Origin of the sequence: Polaromonas glacialis (assembly GCF_000709345.1) — a bacterium.
GTDB classification, from domain to species: domain Bacteria; phylum Pseudomonadota; class Gammaproteobacteria; order Burkholderiales; family Burkholderiaceae_C; genus Polaromonas; species Polaromonas glacialis.
This window is the reverse complement of the sequence record NZ_KL448323.1, coordinates 2,655,917-2,681,209: the sequence shown is the minus strand read 5'-3', so window position 1 is coordinate 2,681,209 and position 25,293 is coordinate 2,655,917. Positions and strand designations below refer to the sequence as shown.

The 25,293-nt window shown below is 63.2% G+C and carries 23 protein-coding genes; 22 read left to right on the top strand and 1 reads right to left on the bottom strand.

Features of this window, described 5'->3' with window-relative positions:
- Positions 1–3 precede the first annotated feature (3 nt).
- From EC86_RS0113160 to EC86_RS29485, 22 genes are all read left to right on the top strand, one after another.
- Positions 4–1,194 carry a class I SAM-dependent rRNA methyltransferase gene (locus tag EC86_RS0113160; RefSeq protein ID WP_029526112.1) on the top strand — a complete coding sequence of 397 codons (1,191 nt, stop codon included), beginning with the start codon at positions 4–6 and terminating at the stop codon, positions 1,192–1,194.
- Between the two features lie 223 nt (positions 1,195–1,417).
- Positions 1,418–2,464 (top strand): CobW family GTP-binding protein, encoded by a 1,047-nt coding sequence (locus EC86_RS0113155; RefSeq protein ID WP_029526111.1) that lies wholly within the window; start codon positions 1,418–1,420, stop codon positions 2,462–2,464.
- 252 nt (positions 2,465–2,716) lie between these two features.
- Positions 2,717–3,535 (top strand): RNA polymerase-binding protein DksA, encoded by an 819-nt coding sequence (gene dksA / locus EC86_RS27795; protein ID WP_084181314.1) that lies wholly within the window; start codon positions 2,717–2,719, stop codon positions 3,533–3,535.
- Between the two features lie 35 nt (positions 3,536–3,570).
- Positions 3,571–5,334 carry an STAS domain-containing protein gene (locus tag EC86_RS0113145; protein WP_029526109.1) on the top strand — a complete coding sequence of 588 codons (1,764 nt, stop codon included), beginning with the start codon at positions 3,571–3,573 and terminating at the stop codon, positions 5,332–5,334.
- 301 nt (positions 5,335–5,635) lie between these two features.
- Positions 5,636–5,851: a hypothetical protein gene (locus EC86_RS29915; protein ID WP_232229883.1), complete on the top strand. Its 216-nt coding sequence runs from the start codon at positions 5,636–5,638 to the stop codon at positions 5,849–5,851.
- Between the two features lie 340 nt (positions 5,852–6,191).
- Entirely contained in the window at positions 6,192–6,620 is a 429-nt protein-coding gene (gene mraZ, locus EC86_RS0113140; RefSeq protein ID WP_029526108.1) for a division/cell wall cluster transcriptional repressor MraZ, read from the top strand.
- Positions 6,621–6,626: 6 nt separating this feature from the next.
- Positions 6,627–7,547 carry a 16S rRNA (cytosine(1402)-N(4))-methyltransferase RsmH gene (rsmH, locus tag EC86_RS0113135; RefSeq protein WP_029526107.1) on the top strand — a complete coding sequence of 307 codons (921 nt, stop codon included), beginning with the start codon at positions 6,627–6,629 and terminating at the stop codon, positions 7,545–7,547.
- A 34-nt stretch (positions 7,548–7,581) separates the two neighbouring features.
- Complete coding sequence (ftsL, locus tag EC86_RS0113130; protein ID WP_029526106.1) at positions 7,582–7,893, top strand: cell division protein FtsL; 312 nt, start codon at positions 7,582–7,584, stop codon at positions 7,891–7,893.
- Complete coding sequence (locus EC86_RS0113125; RefSeq protein ID WP_029526105.1) at positions 7,886–9,622, top strand: peptidoglycan D,D-transpeptidase FtsI family protein; 1,737 nt, start codon at positions 7,886–7,888, stop codon at positions 9,620–9,622. Before ftsL ends, EC86_RS0113125 begins: the two co-directional genes overlap by 8 nt.
- 2 nt (positions 9,623–9,624) lie before the next feature.
- Entirely contained in the window at positions 9,625–11,118 is a 1,494-nt protein-coding gene (locus EC86_RS0113120; protein ID WP_029526104.1) for a UDP-N-acetylmuramoyl-L-alanyl-D-glutamate--2,6-diaminopimelate ligase, read from the top strand.
- Positions 11,115–12,515, top strand: a complete 1,401-nt coding sequence (locus EC86_RS0113115; protein WP_029526102.1) for a UDP-N-acetylmuramoyl-tripeptide--D-alanyl-D-alanine ligase — start codon at positions 11,115–11,117, stop codon at positions 12,513–12,515. Before EC86_RS0113120 ends, EC86_RS0113115 begins: the two co-directional genes overlap by 4 nt.
- Positions 12,505–13,683, top strand: a complete 1,179-nt coding sequence (mraY, locus tag EC86_RS0113110) for a phospho-N-acetylmuramoyl-pentapeptide-transferase (protein ID WP_029526101.1) — start codon at positions 12,505–12,507, stop codon at positions 13,681–13,683. Before EC86_RS0113115 ends, mraY begins: the two co-directional genes overlap by 11 nt.
- Positions 13,680–15,191 carry a UDP-N-acetylmuramoyl-L-alanine--D-glutamate ligase gene (gene murD / locus EC86_RS0113105; protein ID WP_029526099.1) on the top strand — a complete coding sequence of 504 codons (1,512 nt, stop codon included), beginning with the start codon at positions 13,680–13,682 and terminating at the stop codon, positions 15,189–15,191. Before mraY ends, murD begins: the two co-directional genes overlap by 4 nt.
- Positions 15,188–16,441, top strand: coding sequence for a putative lipid II flippase FtsW (gene ftsW / locus EC86_RS0113100; protein WP_029526097.1), 1,254 nt, complete (start codon positions 15,188–15,190; stop codon positions 16,439–16,441). The genes murD and ftsW overlap by 4 nt, the downstream gene beginning before the upstream one ends.
- On the top strand, positions 16,438–17,520 hold the full coding sequence (murG, locus tag EC86_RS0113095; protein WP_029526095.1) for an undecaprenyldiphospho-muramoylpentapeptide beta-N-acetylglucosaminyltransferase: 1,083 nt from the start codon (positions 16,438–16,440) through the stop codon (positions 17,518–17,520). Before ftsW ends, murG begins: the two co-directional genes overlap by 4 nt.
- Entirely contained in the window at positions 17,517–18,953 is a 1,437-nt protein-coding gene (gene murC, locus EC86_RS0113090) for a UDP-N-acetylmuramate--L-alanine ligase (RefSeq protein WP_029526094.1), read from the top strand. The genes murG and murC overlap by 4 nt, the downstream gene beginning before the upstream one ends.
- The gene (locus EC86_RS0113085) at positions 18,950–19,927 is read left to right on the top strand and encodes a D-alanine--D-alanine ligase (protein WP_029526092.1); all 978 of its coding nucleotides are present in this window, start codon (positions 18,950–18,952) and stop codon (positions 19,925–19,927) included. Before murC ends, EC86_RS0113085 begins: the two co-directional genes overlap by 4 nt.
- 8 nt (positions 19,928–19,935) lie before the next feature.
- Positions 19,936–20,727, top strand: a complete 792-nt coding sequence (locus EC86_RS0113080) for a cell division protein FtsQ/DivIB (protein WP_029526091.1) — start codon at positions 19,936–19,938, stop codon at positions 20,725–20,727.
- Positions 20,728–20,731: 4 nt separating this feature from the next.
- Positions 20,732–21,961 (top strand): cell division protein FtsA, encoded by a 1,230-nt coding sequence (gene ftsA, locus EC86_RS0113075; RefSeq protein WP_029526090.1) that lies wholly within the window; start codon positions 20,732–20,734, stop codon positions 21,959–21,961.
- Positions 21,962–22,104: 143 nt separating this feature from the next.
- On the top strand, positions 22,105–23,283 hold the full coding sequence (ftsZ, locus tag EC86_RS0113070) for a cell division protein FtsZ (protein ID WP_029526089.1): 1,179 nt from the start codon (positions 22,105–22,107) through the stop codon (positions 23,281–23,283).
- A gap of 151 nt (positions 23,284–23,434) precedes the next feature.
- Positions 23,435–24,358, top strand: coding sequence for a UDP-3-O-acyl-N-acetylglucosamine deacetylase (gene lpxC / locus EC86_RS0113065; RefSeq protein ID WP_029526088.1), 924 nt, complete (start codon positions 23,435–23,437; stop codon positions 24,356–24,358).
- Between the two features lie 33 nt (positions 24,359–24,391).
- The gene (locus EC86_RS29485; RefSeq protein WP_198026786.1) at positions 24,392–24,568 is read left to right on the top strand and encodes a hypothetical protein; all 177 of its coding nucleotides are present in this window, start codon (positions 24,392–24,394) and stop codon (positions 24,566–24,568) included.
- A gap of 119 nt (positions 24,569–24,687) precedes the next feature.
- Here the strand turns inward: EC86_RS29485 and ruvC are convergent, their stop codons facing one another.
- A complete protein-coding gene (gene ruvC / locus EC86_RS0113055; RefSeq protein WP_029526087.1) occupies positions 24,688–25,236 on the bottom strand; it encodes a crossover junction endodeoxyribonuclease RuvC in 549 nt (182 codons plus the stop codon).
- Positions 25,237–25,293: the final 57 nt, after the last annotated feature.

The window sequence follows — 25,293 nt, the reverse complement described above, 5'->3', positions numbered from 1 at the left end:
GGCATGAACATCATTCGACTGAAAGACGGCCGGGAACGCTCCCTGCTGCGCCGCCATCCCTGGGTTTTTGACGGCGCCATCGCCAGCGGCAGCGCCGAATCCGGTGAAACCGTGCGCATCGAAAGCCACGCCGGCCAGTTCCTCGGCTGGGCCGCGTTCAGCCCGACATCCAAGATTCGCGCCCGCGTCTGGAGCTTCAACGAGGCACAGCGCATTGATGCTTCTTTTTTCATAGCGCGCATCGCACAGGCGATAAGCGCAAGAAGCCTTTTTGACATCAAAAGCGACGGCTTTCGGCTGATCCACGGCGAATCCGACGGCCTGCCGGGGCTTGTCGTTGACCGCTACGGCGACACGCTGGTCGCGCAGTTTTCCAGCTGCGGAACGGAGAAATGGAAGCAGGTCATCGTTGACGCCTTGCTGGCACAAACCGGCCTCACGCGCCTGTATGAACGCTCGGACGCCAGCGTGCGAACGCTCGAAGGCCTGCCTGAAAAGACGGGTTGGCTGGCCGGCTCGGGAGACACCGGCATCGTCATCACCGAACACGAGTGGAAACTGAGCCTGGACGTCGCCGAAGGCCACAAGACCGGCTTTTACCTGGACCAGCGCGACAGCCGGCAGAAGTTTTCAGCCTACGCGCGCCGGCTCGGGTTCAAGGACGTGCTGAACTGCTACTGCTACACCGGCGGCTTCACCGTGGCCGCGCTGGCCGGCGGCGCGGCGCACGTCACGTCGATCGACTCGTCCGGCCCGGCCATCGAGCGCGCCAGGGCCAATGTCGCGCTGAACGGCTTTGACGCCAGCCGCACCACGATGCTGGACGCCGACGTGAACGCCATGCTGCGCCAGTACGTGAAGGACGGCCGGACTTTCGACGCCATCGTGCTTGACCCTCCCAAGTTCGCGCCGACGGTCACGCACGCCGAGCGCGCCGCGCGCGCCTACAAGGACATCAACCGGCTGGCGCTTTCCATCCTCGCGCCCGGCGGCGTGCTGTTCACCTACTCGTGCTCGGGCGGCATCAGCGCCGATTTGTTCCACAAGATCGTCGCCTCGGCCGGAACCGACGCCGGCGTGGACGCCTTCATCTGCGAGCGCATGGGCGGCGCGCCCGACCATCCGATGACGGTGGCCTTTCCGGAAGGCGAATACCTCAAGGGGCTGGTGCTGGTCAAAAGGCCTTCAAACTAGCTTTTTAAGGATTAAATTGGCCGTTTGCGCATGATGGGCGGGCATAAGCAGCTATATAAATCATAGTAATTGCTGGTGCCTTTTGCTGCTTGCAGCGCTTGTCCGGGAAGCACCAGATCCCTTCGGGGTCTTGAAGGCGCGGCTAAAGTCCTCATCTCGCTTGTTTCGCCTGGCACGCAGGCCCTTGCGTATTTCTCACATTCCCGTTTTTTAGGTCACCACCATGAGCTTGATTCCCGTCACCATCCTCACCGGCTTTCTCGGCTCGGGCAAAACCACGCTGCTCAAGCGCATTCTGACCGAGGCCCACGGCCAGAAGATCGCCGTCATCGAAAACGAGTTCGGCGAGGAAAACATCGACAACGAAATCCTGGTCAATGACACGCAGGAAAACATCATCCAGATGAACAACGGCTGCATCTGCTGCTCGATCCGCGAGGATTTGCGCGAGACGCTGCAACTGCTGGCCGCCAAGAAGCGCAAGGGAATGCTGGAATTCGACCGCGTGGTGATCGAAACCACCGGCCTGGCCGACCCCGGCCCGGTGGCGCAGACCTTTTTCATGGACGAGGAAATCGCCGAGCAGTATTTGCTCGACTCCATCCTGACGCTGGTCGATGCCAAGCATGCGCAGACCCAGCTCGACGACCGCCAGGAAGCGCGCCGCCAGATCGGTTTTGCCGACCAGATCTTCATCAGCAAGACCGACCTGGTCACGCCCGAAGAGGTCGATGCCTTGACGCACCGCATCAGGCACATGAACCCGCGCGCGCCGCAAAAAGCCGTGCATTTTGGCGAGGTGGCGATTGCCGACGTGTTCGACCTGCGCGGCTTCAACCTCAACGCCAAGCTCGACATCGACCCGGATTTCCTCAAGGCCGACGAGCCGCACGACCACGACCATGTTCACGGCGAGCACTGCGACCACCCCTCGCACGCCGCCGAAGGCCAGGGCCACCATCACCATCACGATGACGACGTGAAGAGCTTCGTGTTCCGCTCGGACAAGCCCTTCAGCCCCGCGAAGCTCGAAGACTTCCTGGGCGCGGTGGTCAACATCTACGGCCCGCGCATGCTGCGCTACAAGGGCGTGCTGAACATGGAAGGCACGGAGCGCAAGGTGATTTTCCAGGGCGTCCACCAACTCATGGGCAGCGACCTGGGGCCGGCCTGGGCCGAGGGCGAGACCAAGACCAGCAAGATGGTCTTCATTGGCATCGACCTGCCGAAAGATATTTTCATCCAGGGCCTGGAGCAGTGCCTGGTTTGAGGCAGACTGGCGGCTTGTGGACTCAATCCAATCTTCATCAGCCATGAAAACGCCCATGCCGCCAGCATTTTCCAGGGGATTCCTGTTGAGTTCCCGGCGACGGGACGGCAAGCCGCTACAATCGCGCGCCGACCAAAATACCCGGGAACCTGAATCGGGAAGCCAGTTCCGGGGAAACCCGCTCACTTCAAGGGCTGAAAGCCGCCTCAGGGCGGTGTCAAGGGCTGGTTTGGCGCAGACACACCAGATTATCTGGCACCAGGTAGGGCTTGGCGGCTCCATGGCGGCCAGGCAAAGAATCGGTCCGGGACATCACCCCAGGCCGCTTCCCAGAGGAGAGACTCAGTGAATACCCCAGAAAAGAAAATCAAGACCCCTGTGCAGACTCCGGCCAAGCCGGCGGCCAAGGACACCAAGACGAGCAAGGCGCCACCCGCTGCGCCCGTGCGCATGGACTCGGCGCCGCTCAAGCCCGGACGCAGAAGCTCGGCCCGCACCGCGATCCAGACCCCTGCGCCGTCGCCCATGCTGCCCACGCATGCGCCCGACGCCGCCAAGGCCAGCTATTCCATGATGACCGAACGCGTCATCGCGCCGCCGGTTCATGCGGCAGCTCCCAAGGACCCGCAACTGGCCAACAACTGGAAGACCAAGCCGGCCAACCAGCTGACGGACCAGGAAATCAAGGCCATGCCTGATTCCGAGTACATGAACGAAACCCAGCTGGCTTTTTTCCGCCACAGGCTGTCGGTGCTCAAGCAGGAAATCCACAACAGCGCCGGCCAGACGACCGAACATCTGCGCGAAGACGCCGCCATCGTTCCCGATCCGGCGGACCGCGCGACGATTGAAGAAGAACACGCGCTCGAACTGCGTACTCGCGACCGCGAACGCAAGCTGCTCAAGAAAATCGAGCAGTCGATTGCCCGCATCGATTCGGGCGACTATGGCTACTGCGACGAAACCGGCGAAGCCATCGGCGTCGGCCGGCTGATTGCCCGCCCGACGGCCAACCTGTCACTTGAAGCCCAGCAGCGGCGCGAACTCAAGCAGAAAATGTTCGGCGACTGAGCCGCCACTTCTGCGCAACGACCTGACTGAACAACATGTCCAAAGACGATACCGCTTCCGGCTTGTTGTCCAAGCTGGTCAAGTTTGTCCGCAACCCGGCCACCAACTGGACCGAGCTTGACTCCCTTGACGGCGACAAGGACGACGCCGTCACCAAGCAGCTGCTCAATGAAATGATCGAGCGCAAGCGGCGCAACGATTTTGTGCGAAAGCGTGAATTCGACATGTTGCGCAAGTTGCGCAAGCTTGAGGTGCTGGCCGGTACAGCGGCCGATCCGGGCAGCAGGCCCTCATTTTTCCAGAACAGTATCACGTCCAATGCCGATGACCGCGCGATTACGCTGAAAAAGATCGACGACATCGAAGCGCAGATGTCGATGCAGTGGTGGAGAACAAAGAACCAGACCGCTTCCGGCGCAGCCACCGTACCGGCATCGCTGCCGCTGGCGCGGGCCGAACCCGGGCAGTCGCCAGTGCAAGATGCGCTGCCTGCCGCCTTCCAGCCGACGATGCCTGCCCCAATGGACTCGGTCCATCAGGCCGACGAGCCGGCCCCCGGCTTCCTGCTCGACGATCTTCTGGGCGGACTGCCGAAAAACCCGGTCCGCGTCGAGACTCCAGGCGTTGACAAGTCCACGGACAGCAGCGCGTTGGGACTGCTGCCGTCGCTGGCGACAGGCCTGGAGCGCGAACACATCGTGCATGATGCCGAACTTGAAGAAGCCGCCATTTTGTTTGCCAATGGCGATGATGCAGGCGCCGAAGCCGGTCTGCTCGATATTTTGCGGCCAGGCGCATCGCACGCCGACCACGTCTATACCTGGCTGGCACTGTTCGATCTGTACCGCGCCACCGGGGAGCAAGGCAGGTTCGAAGCGGCTGCCCTCGATTTCGCCGAGCATTTCGGCCGCTCCGCGCCACAGTGGTTTTCGCTGCCGGACATGGTCAAGGCACTGATCCAGCCTGACGAAAAACCCAGGCACGACAGCACGGCCACCGACTGGATATGTCCGTCGGTATTGGGCGTGCAGTCCGTGGGCGTTCTCAACACGGCGATTGCCCGGTCCCCGATGCCATGGCGCCTTGACTGGAGCTATCTCAAGACCATCGAAGCCGCCGCGCTTGAGCCTTTGCTCAAGGTGTTCGGCAGCTGGGCCGCCCAGCCTGTTCAGTTGCGCTTCCTTGGCGATGCGCAACTGCAAAAGGTGCTGCTTGACGCCACCCCTTCGGGCGAGCGCGCCACCGAGCCCAAGTGGTGGCTGCTGCGCATGGAGATGCTGCGCGTCATTCACCGTCCCGATGATTTTGAACTCACCGCGCTTGATTTTTGCGTTACCTACGAGGTGTCGCCACCCGCATGGGAAGTCGCACGCTGCAATTACAAGTCTCTCGACGAAGAGGGCGACGCCATGGGCCGGGCAACCATCATCGGCAAGCCGACCACCGAAACCAGCTATTCCACCCTGATGGATCTGGACGGCGATTCCGGACTCGATTTTTCGTCAAGCATGTCCGTTCGCTTTCTGTCGGTGGACCTGTCAGGCCAGATCCAGGGCGATGCCGTGGAAGTCCTGGACCGGCTGGAAGCCAGCCTTGCGGGGGCTGACAGGATGCAGATTTCCTGCGGCAAGCTCATTCGGGTCGATTTTTCGGCGGCTGGCATGCTGCTCAACTGGGTGTCCGCCCGACGGGCTGAAAATCGCGTTGTCGAATTTTCCGAGGTCAACCGGCTGGTCGCCGCTTTTTTCAACGTGATCGGAATCGTCGAGTACGCCAAGGTCAGCGCCCGCAGCGACTGATTCGATTCAGAGGGGCCAGGTGCGAGCCCGATTGCAGGCAAGGTAAAATCAGGGTTTACCCGGATGCTCGGCGCCAAGTTCGCATCCGAAGAGTGCCCGGCGCGTGACGTGCAACAGCTGTAATTTTGGCGTTTCGCGTCGTTACTCCACTTCCACGTAATTCAATACGGCGGTGTCTCGTTTTGTCGTGCTGCGGCACTGCCGGTGGCCCCGCGCCTAATCTCGGATAGACCTGGAAACGGAATCAGCGCGTCGGATCGCAGCCGAAAACCCCGCTTATTTCCAGGCTGTTTTCCCGAAAATGAAGCCGAAAATTGTTATTCATTTATTGCAAAAAAAACACTTTGTGGTGCTTTTGGGTGACTTGAAAACCGTTATTCGCCGTCTGACCTGGATTTTTCCAGGTGGAACACATTCGCATGGTTTTGTAGCCCGACATCAAGCCTGCAAGCCCCGGCGGATTTGCAGAAGAAGTCTGCACGCTACGCTTTTGCTAGCTTTCGGACTTGATAAATAAAGACTGACAGCCATGGCGTCCATGGAGGGCGGTGATGCAGTCGTTGCACTTCCTTGGTGGTGGGCGACCGCAAAAGGTCAAATACGGGAACCACGCATTTCATGTCGCTGCTTCAGCGGTATTCCTGCAAGCTTGGGTTCTTAATGTTGAACCTTCAGTATCTGCGCCAAGTGATTAATATAAAACAACTTTAAATCGTTCATAAGCTTTCATTTAACCCTCTAAGTTATTGATTTCATTGAAATAATTTGTGTCAAATTCCGAGTTGGCAGGGGGTTCCCTGATACAGTGGGAAAATGTGCAGTTCGGTGGTGAAAAGTGTCGGTAGAGGGCTCGAAAAGTGTTACAAGGTGCGTCATTTCTCGCTCTCGATGCCAAAGGCCGGCTGTCCGTGCCTGCGCGTCATCGGGAGTCGCTGGGCGCAGATTATTCCGGCCGATTCACTCTCACCAAACACCCCCATGGATGCCTCATGATTTTTCCTTTGAACGAGTGGGAAAAGTTTCGCGAACGGATCGCTTCGCTGCCCATGCAGGCGCAATGGTGGAAACGAATTTTTCTGGGCAATGCGATGGACATTGAGATGGATGCAACCGGCCGCATCCTGGTTTCGCCTGAGTTGCGCAAGGCCGCTGGAATCAGCAAGGACACGGTATTGCTGGGCATGGGCAACTATTTTGAACTCTGGGACGCTGCGACCTATGCGGCCCAGGAAGCCGAGCAGATGAAGGGTGAGATGCCCGATGTGTTTAAAGATTTTTCTTTCTGAAAGTAGATGGTGAAGGGCACATGGACACACCGCACCGTCCTGTTGAACGAAGCCATCACGGCGCTTCAGGTCAACCCGGACGGTCATTACATCGACGCGACGTTTGGTCGCGGCGGACACTCGCGCCTGTTGCTGTCGCAACTGTCGCCGCTCGGCCGCCTGACGGCCTTTGACAAAGACCTTGACGCGATTGCCGAGGCGCAGTCCATCGATGACCCGCGCTTTTCCATCCGCCATCAGGGTTTCATGCATCTCGACCAGATGCCGCAGGCCAGCATCGCGGGCGTGCTGATGGACCTGGGGGTCAGTTCCCCCCAGATCGACAATCCGGAGCGCGGTTTTTCCTTTCGCAATGAAGGCCCGCTGGACATGCGCATGGACACCACGCGCGGTCAGAGCGTGGCCGAGTGGCTGCAGGACGCTTCGATCGAGTCCATGACCGAAGTCATCCGCGACTATGGCGAGGAGCGTTTTGCCGGACTGGTTGCCCGGGCGATTGACCGGCACAGGCAGGCGTCCGGCCCGCTTTCCACCACCGCTGAACTGGCAGATGTGGTTGCCAGTGCCGTCAAGACACGCGAACCGGGCAAGGATCCGGCTACGCGCACTTTCCAGGCGCTGCGGATATTCATCAATGCCGAGCTGGAAGAACTGGAGCAGGCGCTGAAGGCGTCGCTCAAGGTGCTGCAACCCGGCGGGCGCCTGGTGGTGATCAGTTTTCACTCGCTTGAAGATCGCATCGTCAAGCAATTCATGGCCGCGCACTCGCGCGAGGTGTATGACCGGCGCGCGCCTTTTGCCGCGCCCAAGGTCATGCAACTCAAGGCGCTGGGGCGCATCAAGCCCAGCGACGAGGAAGTCGCCGGCAATCCGCGCTCGCGCAGCGCCGTGATGCGTGTCGCCGAGCGTACCGGAGAAGCCGCATGAGCCATATTTTCATCATCAGCATGGGGGGCAGGTCATGGGCCGCCTGAATTTCGTGCTGCTGCTCGCTGTGCTGGCCAGCGCGCTGTACCTGGTGCAAACCCAGTATGAGTCGCGGCGTCTTTACGTAGAACTTGAAAAAGCGGCGGCGCAGGGCCGCAAGATTGAAACCGAAAGCGAGCGACTGCAGGTGGAAAAACGCGCGGAAGCCACACCGCTGAAGATCGAAAAGCTGGCCAAAGACCGGCTTCAGATGCGGACCACCACGCCGGCCATTACCGAGTACGTCAAGTACAAATCCGCAGCCGATGTGGCGGCCGCTGCTGGCCAGAAGGCGCAGCATGAGTAGAAAAAGCGTCCTCTACACCTCCAGCCCCTTGCTGGCCAGCAAGACGCCGGTGTGGCGCAGCAAGCTCATCGTGGCCCTGATCGCGCTGGCGTTCACGGGTCTTGCGGTCCGGGCGGCCTACATCCAGGTGTACGCCAACGCATTTTTTCAGCGCCAGGGCCAGGTGCGGTTTGCACGGACGCTGGAACTGCCCGCCAACCGTGGCCGCATCCTGGACCGCAACGGGCTGATCCTGGCTTCCAGCGTGCCGGCCTCCAGCATCTGGGCCATTCCTGAAGACGTCAAGGCCAGTCCCGCCCAGCTGACCGAACTGGCCAGGTTGCTGGAAATGCCGCTGGCCGAGCTGAAAAAGAAGTTCAGCGACGAGGACAAGACCTTCGTCTGGGTCAAGCGCCAGCTGGAAGAGCCCGTTGCCCGAAAAATCAGCGAACTAGGCGTCCCCGGCATTTACCAGCGCAAGGAATACAAGCGCAAGTACCCCGAAGGCGAAACCATCGCCCACATCGTGGGTTTCACCAATGTGGAGGACAAGGGGCAGGAAGGCATCGAGCTGACCTTCAACCAGGCGCTGTCGGGCAAGGCGGGTTCACGGCGGGTCATCAAGGACCGGCTGGGCCGCGTGGTCGAGGGCGTTGGCGAGCAGGTTCCGCCCGTGGACGGCAAGGACATACAGCTCAGCGTGGACAGCAAGGTGCAGTTCTTCGCTTATCAGAAGCTGCGCGATGCGGTGATTGCGCGCAAGGCCAAGGCCGGCAGCGTCGTGGTCATCGACTCCATCACCGGCGAAGTGCTGGCGCTGGCCAATTACCCAAGTTATGTTCCCGGCAAGCGCCAGAACCTGACCGGCGAGCAACTGCGCAACCGGGCCGTGACCGACACCTTCGAGCCCGGTTCGACGATGAAGCCGATCACGGTCGCCATGGCGCTGGAGGCCGGGCGCATCAAGCCGCAAACCCTGATTGAAACCGGTCCCGGCCGCTTCAGTATCGGCGGCTTCACCATCAGTGACACCCACAACTACGGCACGCTGACCGTCGAGGGCGTGATCCAGAAGTCCAGCAACGTGGGCGCACTGAAAATCGCCCAGAAAATGACGCCCCACGAAATGTGGGACACCTATGTCGCCCTGGGCTACGGACAAAAGCCGCAGATCGAGTTTCCCGGCGCCGTGTCGGGCCGCCTGCGTCCCTGGAAAACCTGGCGACCGGTCGAGCAGGCCACCATGGCTTATGGCTACGGGCTGTCGGCATCGCTGTTCCAGATGGCGCATTCCTACACCTCTTTTGCCCACGATGGCCAGATCATTCCGGTCACCATGCTCAAGAAAAATGAGCCGGCGGTCGGCGTCAGGGTGTTTTCTCCCGAGAATGCCCACGCAGTTCGCCGCATGCTCCAGATGGCTGCGGCCCCAGGCGGCACCGGCCAGCTGGCCCAGACCGTGGGCTATTCGGTAGGCGGCAAGTCGGGTACGGCGCACAAGCAGGTCGGTAAAGGCTATGCCAGCAACAAGTACCGCGCCTGGTTTACCGGCATGGCGCCTATCGAGTCGCCGCGCATCATCGTCGCGGTGATGATTGACGAGCCCAGCGACGGCAAATACTTTGGCGGCATTGCCGCCGCTCCGGTGTTCAGCGAAGTGGTTCAGCAAACGCTGCGCATGATGGGCGTGCAGCCCGACGTCAGCGTGAAACCGCAAATCATCACGCAGACAGTGGAGGAGTCATTTTGACCATCGTCCAACTCCACACCCCTGAGCAGGCTGCACGCTGGCTGCATGAGCGCTTGACCGGAACGCTGTGGGCCGACAGCCGCAAGGCGGGCCAGGGCGACGGCTTCATCGCATGGCCGGGGGCCGCCACCGACGGACGCCAGTACGTCAAGGCCGCCTTGGCTGCCGGCGCGGCTGCCTGCCTGGTCGAGAACGCGGGCGCTCAGGCCTATGGCTTCAATGATGACCGGGTGGCGAGCTACGAAGGTCTCAAAGCCGCTACCGGACCGATTGCCGCTGCGTATTTTGGCGCGCCCAGCGAGCAGCTCCAGCTGGTGGCCATCACCGGAACCAACGGCAAGACCTCCACCGCCTGGTGGCTGGCGCAGGCGCTTGGCCGGCTGGAGCGCCCATGCGGCCTGGTCGGAACGCTGGGGATTGGCACGCCCGGTGCGATGGTTTCCACCGGAATGACGACGCCAGACCCGGTGCTGCTTCAGCAGCAGTTGCGCCTTTTCGCAAGCCAGGGCTTTTCAGCCTGCGTGCTGGAAGCCTCGTCGATAGGCATCGAGGAGCGGCGGCTGGACGGAACGCATCTTCAGGTCGCGGTGTTCACCAATTTCACCCAGGACCATCTTGATTACCACGCGTCGATGGACGCTTACTGGGCGTCCAAGAAGGCGCTGTTCAACTGGCCGGGCCTGCGGGCGGCAGTCATCAATATCGATGATCGCAGGGGTCTGGAGCTGGCTGCGGCGCTGGCGCCAATGCCGCTGGACCTCTGGACCGTGTCATGCGCCGGTCCTGCGCGGCTTCAGGCACAGGCGATCCGGCAGGGCGCGCAGGGCCTGAGCTTCGACGTGGTGGAAGGGCCAGAGCGCCATACGATTTCAACCACCATGGTGGGTCTGTACAACGTGTCGAATTTGCTGGGCGTCATGGCCAGCCTGCGGGCGATGGACGTGCCGCTGGCCGATGCGGTCGCTGCCTGCGTGGACCTGTTTCCGGTGCCCGGCCGGACCGAAACGCTGGCGTTGGCCGGCCTGCCGCTGGTCGTGATCGACTATGCGCACACGCCCGATGCGCTGGAAAAAGTGCTGCTGGCACTCAAACCCGTGGCGCGTGGCCGGGGCGGCAGGCTGTGGTGTATTTTTGGCTGCGGCGGCGACCGTGACGCCAGCAAGCGACCGCTGATGGCGGCAGCGGCAGAAAAAAATGCCGACCAGCTGGTGCTGACCAGCGACAACCCAAGAAGCGAAAACCCGCTGGCCATCATTGAACAGATGCAAAAGGGCCTGGGCCAGCCGCAGGCTGCGCATGCAGAGCCGGACCGGCATGCCGCCATCGCCCATGCGCTGGCGCTGGCCCAAACAGAGGACATTGTCCTGCTGGCCGGCAAAGGGCATGAAAACTACCAGGAGATCAAGGGTGTGAAGATGGCATTTTCCGACCGCGACCAGGCGCAGGCCGCCCTGAATGCGATGGCAGCAATGCGCCAGGCAAAGGAGGCCGCATGAAGCGCCTGGAACAGATCGCGGCCTGGTTGCCATCGTCCCGGCTGGTGGGCGAAGGCGGCGTCACTCCCCTGCGGATTCATACCGATACGCGAAGCCTGCGGCCGGGCGATCTGTTCGTGGCGCTCAAGGGCGAGCATTTCGACGCGCATGAGTTTTTGCCGAAAGCCAGCGCCGAAGGCGCCGTGGCAGCCATCGCCCAGCACGGCCTGGCGCAGGCCGGGTTGCCCGGCATCGAAGTCGCCGACACCCGCCTGGCGCTGGGCCAGATCGGCGCTGCCTGGCGTTCGCAATTCAGCCTGCCGCTGATTGCCGTGACCGGCAGCAATGGAAAAACCACGGTCACGCAGATGATCGCGGCGATTCTGCGTGCCTGGAAACCCGAAGCGGCGTTCGCCACCGAAGGCAACCTCAACAACGACATCGGCGTGCCCCTGACACTGCTGCGCCTGCGCGCTGCGCATGAAGCCGGCGTGGTCGAGCTCGGAATGAACCACCCCGGCGAAATTGCCTACCTGGCCGGTCTGGTCCGGCCCACGGTGGCGCTGGTCAACAATGCCCAGCGCGAACACCTTGAATTCATGGCCACTGTGGACGCCGTCGCGCTGGAAAACGGCTCGGTGCTGGATTCGCTCGATGCGTCGGGCACGGCGGTGTTTCCTGCGGACGATGCCTACACCGCCGTCTGGCGGCGTCTGGCGGGCGCGTGCCCGGTCCTGACGTTTGCGCTGGAGGGGCCGGCCGATGTGACCGGCAGCGCGACATGGAATGGCGATGGCTGGCGGGTCGATGCCCGCACGCCGTCGGGTCCGCTGGCGTTCGCACTGCAAGTCGCCGGCCGGCACAATGTGAAGAATGCACTGGCGGCGACGGCCTGTGCGCTAGCCGCCGGCGTTCCGCCGGCGTTCATCAGCGCCGGTCTTTCGGCGTTCATGCCGGTCAAGGGGCGTTCGCGCGCCTTGTCGGTCCCGCTGACGGGGCGCACTGTGACGCTGGTTGACGACACCTATAACGCCAATCCCGACTCGATGCAGGCGGCGCTGCAGGTGCTGGCCGAACTGCCCGGCCCGCGCCTGCTGGTCATGGGCGACATGGGCGAAGTCGGCAGCCAGGGGCCGCAGTTCCACGGCGAAGCCGGCCGAAATGCCCGTGCGCTGGGGATCGAAAAGCTTTTCACGCTGGGCGAGCAGTCGCAGGGTGCCGGCACCGCTTTTGGCAAAAGCCGTCATTTCACCGGCATGGCTGAACTGATCAGCGCCGTGGTGGATGAACTACCGCACGTCGCCAGCGTGCTGGTGAAAGGTTCGCGATTCATGAAGATGGAGCGCGTGGTCCAGGCGGTCATGGCCGCTGGCGACGATTTACAAAAAGAAGACAAGAAAGCGCCTCATGCTGCTTAGCCTGGCCCAGTGGCTCCAGACCCTTTCGCCTGACCTGGGATTCCTGCGGGTGTTCCAGTACCTGACCCTGCGCGCCGTGATGGCCGCGCTCACCGCATTGCTGATCGGCCTGCTGGCCGGCCCGTTCGTGATTCGCCGGCTGATCGCGCTCAAGATCGGCCAGCCCATCCGCGAGTACGCCATGCAGACCCATCTGAGCAAAAGCGGCACGCCGACCATGGGCGGTGTGTTGATCCTGATGGCGATCGGCATTTCCACGCTGCTGTGGTTCGACCTGGCCAACCGCTTTGTCTGGATCGTGCTGCTCGTGACCCTGGGCTTTGGCGCCATCGGCTGGGTCGATGACTGGCGCAAGGTGGTGCTCAAGGACCCGGAGGGCATGCGGTCGCGCGAAAAATACCTCTGGCAATCCGTCATCGGCCTGATCGCAGCGCTCTACCTGGTGTTCAGCATTTCCGAGAGTTCCAACATGCGCGTGCTGGAGCTTTTTGTCAGCTGGGTGCGGTCGGGCTTTGATGTCAACCTGCCGCCCAAGGCCGGCCTGCTGCTGCCTTTTGTGAAGGAAATCAGCTACCCGCTGGGCGTGTTCGGGTTTGTGATCCTGACCTACCTGGTGATCGTCGGTTCGAGCAATGCCGTGAACCTGACCGACGGGTTGGACGGACTGGCCATCATGCCGGTGGTGATGGTCGGCTCGTCGCTGGGCGTGTTCGCCTATGTGACCGGCAGCTCGGTCTATTCCAAATACCTGCTGTTCCCCCACATCCCCGGATCGGGCGAGTTGCTGATCTTTTGCGCCGCCATGGCGGGCGCCGGGCTGGCCTTCCTGTGGTTCAACACCCATCCGGCGCAGGTCTTCATGGGCGATGTCGGCGCGCTGGCGCTGGGCGCGGCGCTGGGCACCATTGCCGTCATCGTGCGCCAGGAAATCGTGCTGGCGATCATGGGCGGGATCTTCGTGGTCGAGGCGCTGTCGGTCATGCTCCAGGTCACCTGGTTCAAATACACCAAGCGGCGTTACGGCCAGGGCCGGCGGCTGCTGCAGATGGCGCCGCTGCACCATCATTTTGAAAAATGCGGCTGGAAGGAAACCCAGGTCGTCGTGCGTTTCTGGATCATCACCATGCTGCTGTGCCTGGTCGGGCTTTCAACGCTGAAACTGAGATGAAAAACCTGGCGAATCAAAACATTCTGGTTCTGGGGCTGGGCGCTTCGGGCCTGGCGCTGGCGCGCTGGGCCGCCCGCTGCTGTGCCCGTGTCACCGTGGCCGACACGCGTCCGGCGCCGCCGCAACTCGCTGCCCTGCAGGCCAGCGTGCCGAACGCCCGTTTCGTCAATGCCGCCATGGATGGCGCACTGCTGGACGGTGAAAACTTCAGCATGGTGCTGAAAAGCCCGGGCCTGTCGCCCGCCTCCATCAGCGGAGTCGTGGCGGCAGCCCGTGCGCAGGGCATTCCCTGTGGCAACGAACTGAGCCTGTTCGCGCAGGCGCTGGCCGCCCTGAAGGAGGACCGCGCCTATGCGCCCAAGCTCATCGGCATCACCGGCACCAACGGCAAGACCACCGTGACCTCGCTGACCGGCCAGCTCATCGGGCGCGCCGGAAAATCGGTGGCGGTGGCCGGCAATATCGGGCCGACGCTGCTCGACACCCTGGCCGAAAAGCTCGATGCGCAAGCCCTTGATGAAGACTTTGCGCTGCCTGAGGTCTGGGTGCTCGAATTGTCCAGTTTTCAGCTCGACGGGGTCACGAATTTCGAGCCCGACGTGGCAACCGTCCTGAACATCACCCAGGACCACCTCGACTGGCATGAAACCCTGCCCGCCTATGCTTGCGCCAAGGCGAATGTCTATGGCAACGCCGGCCTCATGCTGCTCAACCGCGATGACCCGCTGGTGATGGCGGCATTGCCTGCGCTCGTCAAGGGCAGGCAAACGCGGAGCTACCTGACCTTCGGGGACGATGAGCCGCGGCGGCCGGGTGACTACGGCATCCAAACGGTCAATGGCATGGCGTGGCTGGTCCGCGCGGCCGAGGCCGACGAGACCATCAAGCGCCGCAAGGCTGAAGAGGTGGTGCTTCACATCCAGCGCCTGATGCCGCTCGAAGCGCTGCGGATTCGCGGCCGCCACAACGCCACCAATGCACTGGCCGCGCTCGGCCTGGCCGTCGCCGTGGGCTGCGCGCTGGCGCCCATGCTGCATGGCCTGCGCGAATACCGGGGCGAGCCACACCGCGTGGAATCGGTGGCCGTGCTGGACGGGGTGGAATACTTTGACGACAGCAAGGGAACCAATGTCGGCGCCACGGTGGCGGCGCTGGCCGGCCTGGGCGCTGAGCGCAAGCTGGTGCTGATCCTCGGCGGCGAAGGCAAGGGCCAGGATTTCTCGCCGCTGGCCGAGCCGGTGGCGCGCTATGCACGGGCCGTGGTGCTGATCGGCCGCGATGCGCCGGTCATCCGCGCCGCGCTGGAAGGCCGGCAGGTTGAATTGCTGCAGGCTGCGTCCATGGCCGAAGCCGTCAGCCTGGCTGCCGCGCAGGCGCATTCGGGCGACGCCGTGCTGATGTCGCCCGCCTGCGCCAGTTTTGACATGTTCGACAATTACGAGCACCGCGCGCGCGTCTTTTGCGACGCGGTACGGGAACTCGCCGTGGAACAGGGGGCCGTGCTGTGACTGCCAAACTGCGCCGTACCGGCTGGTTTTCGGGTTTCGGCAAGGCCGCTTCGGATGCCTTGCCGGTGCGCCTGGGCGGCCGGAGCCTTCCGGTCAAGCTTGCCACGCCCGTTCGGCTGGCGGGGCTTGACTGGGCGCTGGTCTGGGTCACCGTGGCCTTGCTGCTGTCCGGCCTGATCATGGTGTATTCGGCCTCGGTCGCCATGCCCGACAACCCGAAGTTTGCGCGCTATGCACACACTTTTTTCCTGACGCGGCATCTGTTCTCGCTGCTGATGGCGGCGATTGCCGCTTATCTGGCGTTCCAGATTCCCATGGCCACTTGGGAAAAATACGCGCCGTGGCTGTTCATGGGCTCGCTGGTGCTGCTGGTGCTGGTGCTGGTTCCCTTCATTGGCAAGGGGGTCAATGGCGCGCGGCGCTGGATTCCGCTCGGCGTCATGAACTTCCAGCCGTCGGAGCTGGCCAAATTTGCCGTGCTGCTGTATGCCGCCAACTACATGGTGCGCAAGATGGAGGTGAAGGAGCGCTTCTTTCGCGCCGTACTGCCGATGGCTTTTGCCGTGGGCATCGTCGGGGTGCTGCTGCTGGCCGAGCCCGACATGGGCGCCTTCATGGTGATTTCGGTCATTGCCATGGGCATTCTGTTTCTGGGCGGCGTCAATGCGCGCATGTTCTTCGTGATTTCGGCCGTGGTCGTGGTGGCCTTCGGCATGATGGTGATGTTCAGTGAATGGCGGCGCGAGCGGATCTTTGCCTATATGGACCCGTGGAACGAAAAGTATTCGATGGGCAAGGGCTACCAGCTGTCGCACTCGCTGATTGCCTTCGGCAGGGGCGAGATCTTTGGCGTCGGGCTGGGCGGCAGCATCGAAAAGCTGCACTGGCTGCCCGAAGCGCACACCGACTTCCTGATGGCCGTGATTGGCGAGGAATTCGGCCTCGTCGGCGTGCTGGTCATCATCGGCATGTTCCTGTGGATGATCCGCCGCATCATGCACATCGGCCGCCAGTCCATCGCACTGGACCGGTTGTTTTCCGGACTGGTGGCGCAGGGCGTCGGCATCTGGATGGGTTTCCAGACCTTCATCAACATCGGCGTGAACCTCGGCGCCTTGCCGACCAAGGGATTGACGCTGCCGCTGATGAGCTACGGGGGCTCGGCGATCGTGATGAACCTGATTGCACTGGCGGTCGTGCTGCGGATCGACTACGAAAACCGCGTGCTGATGCGCGGAGGCCGCGTATGAAGCCGCAGCGCTGCGCCCTTGTGATGGCAGGCGGCACCGGCGGCCATATCTTCCCCGGCCTGGCCGTGGCCGAGGCCTTGCGCGCGGGCGGCTGGCGCGTTCACTGGCTGGGCGGCAAGGGCAGCGCGGACCGCCCCAGCATGGAAAGCCAACTGGTGCCGCCGCGTGGCTTTGCCTTCGAGTCGATTGATTTTTCGGGTGTTCGCGGCAAGGGGCCCGTGACCCTGGCCTTCCTGCCGCTGCGCCTGCTCAAGGCCTTCTGGCAAAGCGTGCAGGTCATCCGCCGCGTCAAGCCCGATGTGGTGGTCGGCCTGGGCGGCTACATCGCCTTTCCGGCCGGGATGATGAGCGTGCTGCTGGGCAAGCCGCTGATCCTGCATGAACAAAATTCCGTGGCCGGGCTGGTCAACAAGCTGTTGGCCCGAGTGGCCGACCGCGTCTTCACCGCTTTTCCCCATGTGCTGAAAAATGCCGAATGGGTCGGAAATCCGCTTCGTCCGGCCTTTACCCGGCAGCCCGACCCGGCCGTGCGCTTTGCCGAACGGCGCGGGCCGCTCAAGGTGCTGGTGGTGGGCGGCAGCCTGGGCGCGGCGGCGCTGAACGAACTCGTTCCCAAGGCGCTGGCGCTGATTCCGGCTTTGCAGCGCCCCCGCGTCACGCACCAAAGCGGCGCCCGCCAGCTTGAAGCGCTGCGCGCCAATTACCAGGCCGCCGGCGTGGACGCTGAACTGACGCCTTTCATCGAGAACACGGCCCAGGCCTTTGCCGATGCCGACCTGATCATCTGCCGCGCGGGCGCCAGCACGGTGACCGAAATTGCCGCTGTCGGCGCAGCCGCGCTGTTTGTTCCCTTTCCGTCTGCGGTGGATGACCACCAGACCGCCAACGCAAAATTTCTGGTCACGCAGGGCGGTGGCTGGCTGGTGCAACAACATGACCTGACACCAGAAAAACTTGCGATAATGCTACAAAAAACAGAGCGCCTTGCGCTTGTCCAGTCTGCGCTACAAGCCAAAAACATGCAAAAAATCGATGCCACGACCCATCTTGTCACCGCCTGCGAGGAGCTTGCGCGATGAAGCACGCCATCAAGCACATCCATTTCATCGGCATCGGCGGCGCGGGAATGTCCGGAATTGCCGAAGTCCTGCATAACCTGGGCTATGTGATTTCCGGCTCCGACCTGTCGGACAGCAGTACGCTGCAGCGCCTTGGCGGGCTCGGCATCCAGACCTTTGTCGGCCATGCCGCCGAAAACCTCGTCAATGTCGATGCGGTGGTGACTTCCACGGCAGTGCATGCCGACAACCCCGAAGTTCTGGCTGCGCGCGAAAAACACATTCCGGTCGTGCCGCGCGCCTTGATGCTGGCCGAGCTGATGCGCCTCAAGCAGGGCATTGCCATTGCCGGCACCCACGGCAAGACCACCACCACCAGCCTGGTCGCCTGCGTGCTGGCCGAAGGCGGGCTGGACCCGACCTTCGTCATTGGCGGCAAGCTCAACAGCGCCGGCGCCAATGCCAAGCTGGGTTCGGGCGACTACATCGTGGTCGAGGCCGACGAATCGGACGCGTCCTTCCTGAACCTGCTGCCCGTGATGGCAGTGGTCACGAACATCGATGCCGACCACATGGAAACCTACGGGCACGATTTTGGCAAGCTGAAAAAAGCCTTTGTCGATTTCCTGCACCGCATGCCTTTCTACGGCACGGCGGTCCTGTGCACCGACGACCCGGTGGTCCGTGAAATCGTTTCCCAGATGTCCTGCCCCATCACCAGCTATGGCCTGAACGAGGACGCCCAGGTGCGCGCCGTGAACGTTCGCGCTGTCGGCGCGCAGATGCATTTCACCGCGCAGCGCCGCAACGGCGTGCAACTTCCCGACCTGGACGTGGTGTTGAACCTGGCCGGCCAGCACAATGTGCTCAATGCCCTGGCCGCCATTGCCATCGCCGTTGAACTTAACGTGCCCGATGCCGCCGTGCAAAAGGCGCTGCTTGACTTCACCGGCGTGGGCCGTCGCTTCCAGCGCTACGGCGACCTGCCCGCCAGGGACGGCGGCCGGTTCACGCTGATCGAGGATTACGGCCACCATCCGGTCGAGGTGGCAGCTACCTTGTCGGCGGCGCGCGGCGCTTTTCCGGGACGCCGGCTGGTGCTGGCGTTCCAGCCGCACCGTTTCACCCGCACCCGCGACTGCTTCGAGGATTTCGTCAGGATCATCAGCAGCCATGCCGACGCGGTCCTGCTGGCCGAGGTCTATGCCGCTGGCGAATCGCCCATCGTGGCGGCCGACGGACGCTCGCTGGCACGCGCGCTGCGCGTGGCCGGCAAGGTCGAACCGGTGTTCGTTGACGCCATCGCGGCCATGCCCCAGGCCATCCTGGATGCGGCGCTGGACGGCGATGTGGTCATGTGCATGGGCGCCGGCTCCATCGGGCAGGTGCCTGCCCGTGTCGTCGCCATGCTTGAACTCCAGGAACTCACCGTGCTGGAAGGGCAATGCGCATGAACGCCCATCCTTCGAGCTTCGGCAAGGTCGCCGTCCTGATGGGCGGGTGCTCCGCCGAACGTGAAATCTCGCTGATGTCGGGACACGGCGTGCTTGAAGCGCTGCGCTCGCAGGGCATTGACGCCCACGCCTTCGACCCGGCCGAACGTGATCTGGGCGACCTGAAGAAAGAGGGTTTTGCCCGCTGCTTCATCGCGCTGCATGGCCGCTTCGGCGAAGACGGAACGGTGCAGGGCGCGCTGGAACTGCTCGGCATTCCCTACACCGGCTCGGGCGTCATGGCGTCGAGCATGGCCATCGACAAGGTCATGACCAAGCGCGTGCTGCTGTCCGAAAACCTGCCCACACCGCGCTATGTGCTGCTGCGCCGGGGCGGGTACGGTCCGGCAGAGGTCGATGCGGTGGCCGACATGCTCGGTCTGCCGCTGATCGTCAAGCCGGCACGCGAAGGCTCCTCGCTGGGGCTGACCAAGGTCACGGAGCGCGACGACATGGCGGCTGCCGTGGCGCTGGCCGAAAAGATGGATGCCGACATCCTGTGCGAGCAGTTCATCAGCGGCGACGAGGTGACCTGTCCCGTGCTCGGCACCGGCGTGCTCGCCCGGGCGCTGCCGGTGATCCGCATCGTCGCGCCCGAGGGCAATTACGACTACCAGAACAAGTATTTCACCGACACCACGCAGTACCTGGTGCCCTGCGGCCTGCCGGCCGGCGAAGAGCAGGCCATCCAGCAACTCGTGCTGCAGGCCTTTCGCACGCTGAACTGCCGGGGCTGGGCGCGCGCCGACGTGATGATCGACCAGGCCACGCGCAAGCCCTACCTGCTGGAGATCAACACCTCGCCCGGAATGACCGGGCACTCGCTGGTGCCCATGTCCGCGCGGGCAGCGGGCATTTCCTATGAAGCCCTGTGCGTCCAGGTGCTGCAAACCGCAGCACTTGATTGCCAGCCCCAGGATGGAACACTGCCGTGAACCGCACCATGCCACAGCCAGCCGCCCTGCCGCCGGACGTCAGGCTCATGAACACCGTATCGGTGCTCCTGGGCCTGGTGTTTGCCGCCATGGTGCTGGCGCTGGGCATGGCCTGGCTGGTGCGACAGCCCGTCTTCAACATCAGCACCATCCGTGTCGGCGGCGACCTGACGCACAACAATGCCGTCACCCTGCGCGCCAATGTGGCGCCCAAGGTGGCCGGCAACTTCCTGACGGTGGACCTCGAATCCACGCGCGCGGCCTTCGAGTCCGTTCCCTGGGTTCGCCGGGCCGTGGTGCAGCGCGAATTCCCGAACCGCCTGAAGGTCGTGCTGCTTGAGCACAAGGCCGTCGCCTACTGGGGACCCGAGGGCGAAGCCCGGCTGGTCAACAACCACGGCGAAGTGTTCGACGCCAATCCGGGCGATGTCGAAAACGAGGAACTGCCGCTGCTGAGCGGGCCCAAGGGCCAGGCGCCGCAGGTGCTGCAGGCCTACCACGAGCTGCTTGCGCTGTTTGAAGAGATGGATTCGGTGCTGGAGCAATTGCAGCTGAGCGATCTTGGAAGCTGGCGTGCGCAGCTTGACAGCGGTGCGGTGATCGAACTGGGCCATGGCTCGCAGGCTGAAGTCCAGGCGCGTACACGACGTTTTGTCGACACCGTGACGCAGGTGTCGTCCCGGTTCGGACGCGATGTGGAGTCCGCCGACCTGCGCTATGGAACCGGCTATGCGCTCAAGCTCAGGGGCGTCACCACTGGCGAGATCAGTGACAAAGATGACAAGAAAAAGAAAAGGTAAATGAATGGCCAAGGAATATAAAGACCTGGTGGTGGGGCTTGACATCGGAACCAGCAAGATTATGGTCGTGGTGGCCGAGGTCATGCCTGGCGGCGAGCTCAAGCTGGCCGGCCTCGGGATTGCCGCCAGCCAGGGGCTCAAGCGCGGCGTGGTGGTGAACATCGACGCCACCGTACACAGCATCCAGCAGGCGCTCAAAGAGGCCGAACTCATGGCCGATTGCAAGATCGGCCGTGTCTTCACCGGTATCACCGGCAGCCACATCCGTGGCATCAATTCCAGCGGCATGGTGGCGGTCAAGGACAAGGAAGTCACCCAGGCCGACGTCACCCGCGTGATTGAAACCGCCAAGGCCATCAACATCTCGACCGACCAGCGCCTGCTGCTGGTCGAACCGCAGGAATTCGTGATCGACGGCCAGGACGTGCGCGAGCCCATCGGCATGAGCGGCCTGCGCCTGGAGGCCAAGGTACACATCGTGACCGGCGCCCAGAGCGCCGCCGAAAACATCATCAAGTGCGTGCGGCGCTGCGGCCTCGACGTGGACCAGCTGATGCTCAATCCACTGGCGTCCAGCCTGTCGGTGCTTACGCCCGACGAGCAGGAGCTCGGCGTGGCGATGGTCGACATCGGCGCCGGCACCACCGACGTGGCGATCTTCACCGGCGGCGCCATCCGGCACACCGCCGTGATCCCGATTGCCGGCGACCTGATCACCAGCGACATCGCCATGGCGCTGCGTACGCCGACCAAGGACGCCGAGGACATCAAGGTCGAGAACGGCTGCGCCAAGCAGCTGCTCGCCGACCCCGACACCCAGGTCGAGGTGCCCGGCCTGGGCGACCGTGGCCCGCGCATGCTCAGCAAGCAGGCGCTGGCCGGCGTGATTGAGCCGCGCGTCGAGGAAATCTACCTGCTGGTCCAGCAGGCGATCCGCGAGTCGGGCTACGAGGAAGTGCTGTCCTCGGGCATCGTCATCACCGGCGGCAGCGCCATGATGCCCGGCATGATCGAACTGGGCGAAGACATTTTCCTCAAGCCGGTGCGGCGCGGCCTGCCGCGTTATTCCGGAGCGCTGTCGGACATGGTGGCCCAGACCCGGGCCGCCACCGTCATGGGGCTGCTCGAAGAAGCCCGGCTGGCGCGCATGCGCGGCTTCAAGGTGGCGCAGAAGGCCGGCAGCGTACACAGCGCCTTTGGCCGGGTCAAGGACTGGTTCGTGGGGAATTTTTAATGACCCGGATCGCAAGATTTTTCGGTCGCCACTGGCGCCGAACCCATTGCGGAGGCGCCGATCCACCGGCCTGACCCGCCATGTTTCGCAAAAAAAATTGATATGTATTTACCCACCCGATTTACCCCAACAGGAGGCTCCCCATGAGTATCGAAATGATTGAAATCCAGGAATTCAACCAAGGCACGCAGATCAAGGTGATTGGCGTCGGCGGTGGCGGCGGCAATGCCGTCGGCCACATGATCCACTGCGGCGTGCAGGGCGTTGAGTTCATCTGCGCCAACACCGACGCGCAGGCGCTCAACCGTGGCACCGCGCACAAGAACATCCAGCTGGGCCAGAGCGGACTGGGCGCCGGCAGCAAGCCTGAAAAAGGCCGCGAAGCCGCCGAGCTGGCGGTGGACGACATCCGCAGCGCCATCAGCGGCGCGCACATGCTGTTCATCACCGCCGGCATGGGCGGCGGTACCGGCACCGGCGCGGCGCCCGTGATCGCCCGCGTGGCCAAGGAAATGGGCATCCTGACGGTCGGCGTCGTGACCAAGCCGTTCGACTTCGAGGGGGGCCGGCGCATGACCAATGCCGACCTCGGCCTGGCCGAGCTGGAGGCCAATGTCGATTCGCTGATCGTCGTGCTGAACGAAAAGCTGCTTGAAGTGCTGGGTGACGACGTGACGCAGGACGAAGCCTTTGCCCATGCCAACGACGTGCTGAAAAACGCCGTCGGCGGCATTGCTGAGATCATCAATGTTCCCGGCCACGTCAACGTCGACTTCGAGGATGTGCGCACCGTGATGGGCGAGCCCGGCAAGGCGATGATGGGAACGGCCCGGGCCAACGGCCCCGACCGCGCCCGGATCGCCGCCGAGCAGGCCGTGGCCTGCCCGCTGCTCGAAGGCATCGACCTGTCGGGCGCGAAGGGCGTGCTGGTGCTGATCTCGGCCGCCAAGGGTTCGCTCAAGCTGAGCGAGTCCAAGCTGGCCATGAACACCGTGCGCGCCTACGCATCGCCCGATGCGCATGTGATCTACGGCACCGCCTACGACGACGAGCTGGGCGACGACATCCGCGTCACCGTGGTGGCGACCGGCCTGAGCCGCCAGGAAGTGCGCAGCAATGTCGCGCCCTTGCAGGTGTTGCGCGGTGCCGGCCAGAATGCGGGCGGCACGCAGGGCCTGAAGCAGCCCGACTACGGCAACATGGCGGTTCCCAACGTGTGGCGCACCAACCGCACCCAGGCGGCGGCCAAGGTCGATGCGCTGGCATCGGGCGGCATGGACGACTTCGAGATTCCTGCCTTCCTGCGCCGCCAGGCGGACTGATCCCGCGTGCGTCTGCCCCGGCCTGCCATGGCGGGACGGGGGGCGCACGGCCTGCTATCTGGCCAGGTTGCACTTGTTGCAGGCAAGCCATGCTGCATGGGCTTGGCCGGCCCGGCAATGGCGCTGCGCGCCTGACAATTTAAAATACGACATGCTCGCTCAAAGAACCCTCAAATCCCTGACCCGGGCGGTCGGCGTCGGGCTGCACAGCGGCCAGCGGGTCGAGCTGACCCTGCGGCCTGCGCTGCCCGACAGCGGCATCGTGTTCCGGCGCGTCGATCTGCCGCAGCCGGTGGACATCGTCATCTCGCCCGAAGCCGTGACCGACACCCGGCTGGCATCGACCATCTCCAGCGGCAGCGCCAAGGTGCATACCGTCGAGCACCTGATGTCGGCCTGCGCCGGCCTGGGTATCGACAACCTGGTCATCGACATCACCGCCGAAGAAGTGCCCATTTTGGACGGCTCGGCGTCGTCGTTCGTGTTCCTGCTGCAATCCGCCGGCATTGAACTGCAGGGCGCGCCCAAGCGCTTCGTGCGCATCCTCAAGCCGGTCGAGGTGCGCGAAGGCGAGGGTGCCAACGTCAAGTGGGCGCGCCTGAGCCCCTACGAAGGCTACAAGCTGAGCTTCGAGATCGACTTCGACCACCCGGCCGTCGATTCGACCGGCCAGCGCGTCGAGTTCGACATGGGCAGCGGTGCCTACAGCCGGGACATCGCCCGGGCGCGCACCTTCGGCTTCACCAAGGATGTCGAGATGATGCGCGCCAATGGCCTGGCGCTCGGCGGCGGGCTCGACAATGCCATCGTCATGGACGACTACAAGGTGCTCAACAGCGAAGGGCTGCGCTACAACGACGAATTCGTCAAGCACAAGATCCTCGACGCCATGGGCGACCTGTACCTGCTGGGCAAGCCGCTCTTGGGGGCCTACAGCGCCTTTCGCTCGGGCCATGCCATGAACAACAAGCTGCTGCGCGAACTTCTGGCGCATCCTGACGCCTACGAGATCGCCACGTTCGACGACGAAAAAAACGCGCCCAAGGGTTTTGCCACTCTGGCGCGCGCCTGGTAGCGCATAGCCATCCACACCACAAAGGTTCAGGCCATGCTGCTTTTTCGCTGGATGCTGTTGTTCGCGCTGCTGGCGTCGCTGGTGTGCTTTATGTTTTACGCCGGCACCGGGCAACAGCGCTTCAGGCACTACGGCTGGGTGGTCCTGAAGTGGGCGCTGATCGCCGCTTTCGGCTTTTTCGGCGTGCTGATCCTGGAGCGGGTGGCCTGAGAGCGCCGCAGCCTGTCATTGCGTTTCCAGATCAATTCGAGATTAGGCGCGAAGCTGCAGACAGTGCTATTGCACCGCAAGGCGAAGCAACGACATATCGGATTGATCTGGAAACGCAATCAGCGGCTGCGGCCGGCCCGGTAATGGCTGCTCATCTTGCCGCTGGCTTCGCTGGCCTGCGCCAGCCGCGCCATCGCCGCGCCCACATGCGCATGCGTGATGGCCAGCCCCAGCGCATCGGCGGCATCCTTTCCCGGCAATGAAGGCAACTTGAGCAGGCGCATCACCATTTCCTGCACCTCCGCCTTGCCGGCCTTGCCATAGCCCGCCACGGCCTTTTTCATCTGCAGCGCGGTGTATTCGGCCACAGGCAGGTCGGTGGACACCAGCGCCGTGATGCACGCACCGCGCGCCTGTCCCAGCAGCAGCGTGGCCTGCGGGTTGACGTTGACGAACACGATCTCGACCGACGCCGCTTCAGGCTGGTAGCGCTGCACCACCTCGCGTACGCCGTCGAACAGCACCTTGAGACGGCCCGGCAAGTCTTTTTTGTCCAGGTGCGCGGTCTTGATGGTGCCGCTGGCGACGTAGCGCAGGTGCGGGCCGTCCATGTCCACCACGCCAAAGCCGGTGATCAGCAAACCCGGATCGATTCCCAATATATGCATTGCTATGAATTCAGTAGCTGCTTACGCAGACAGGGTGTGCGCAAAAGCACGAAAAGA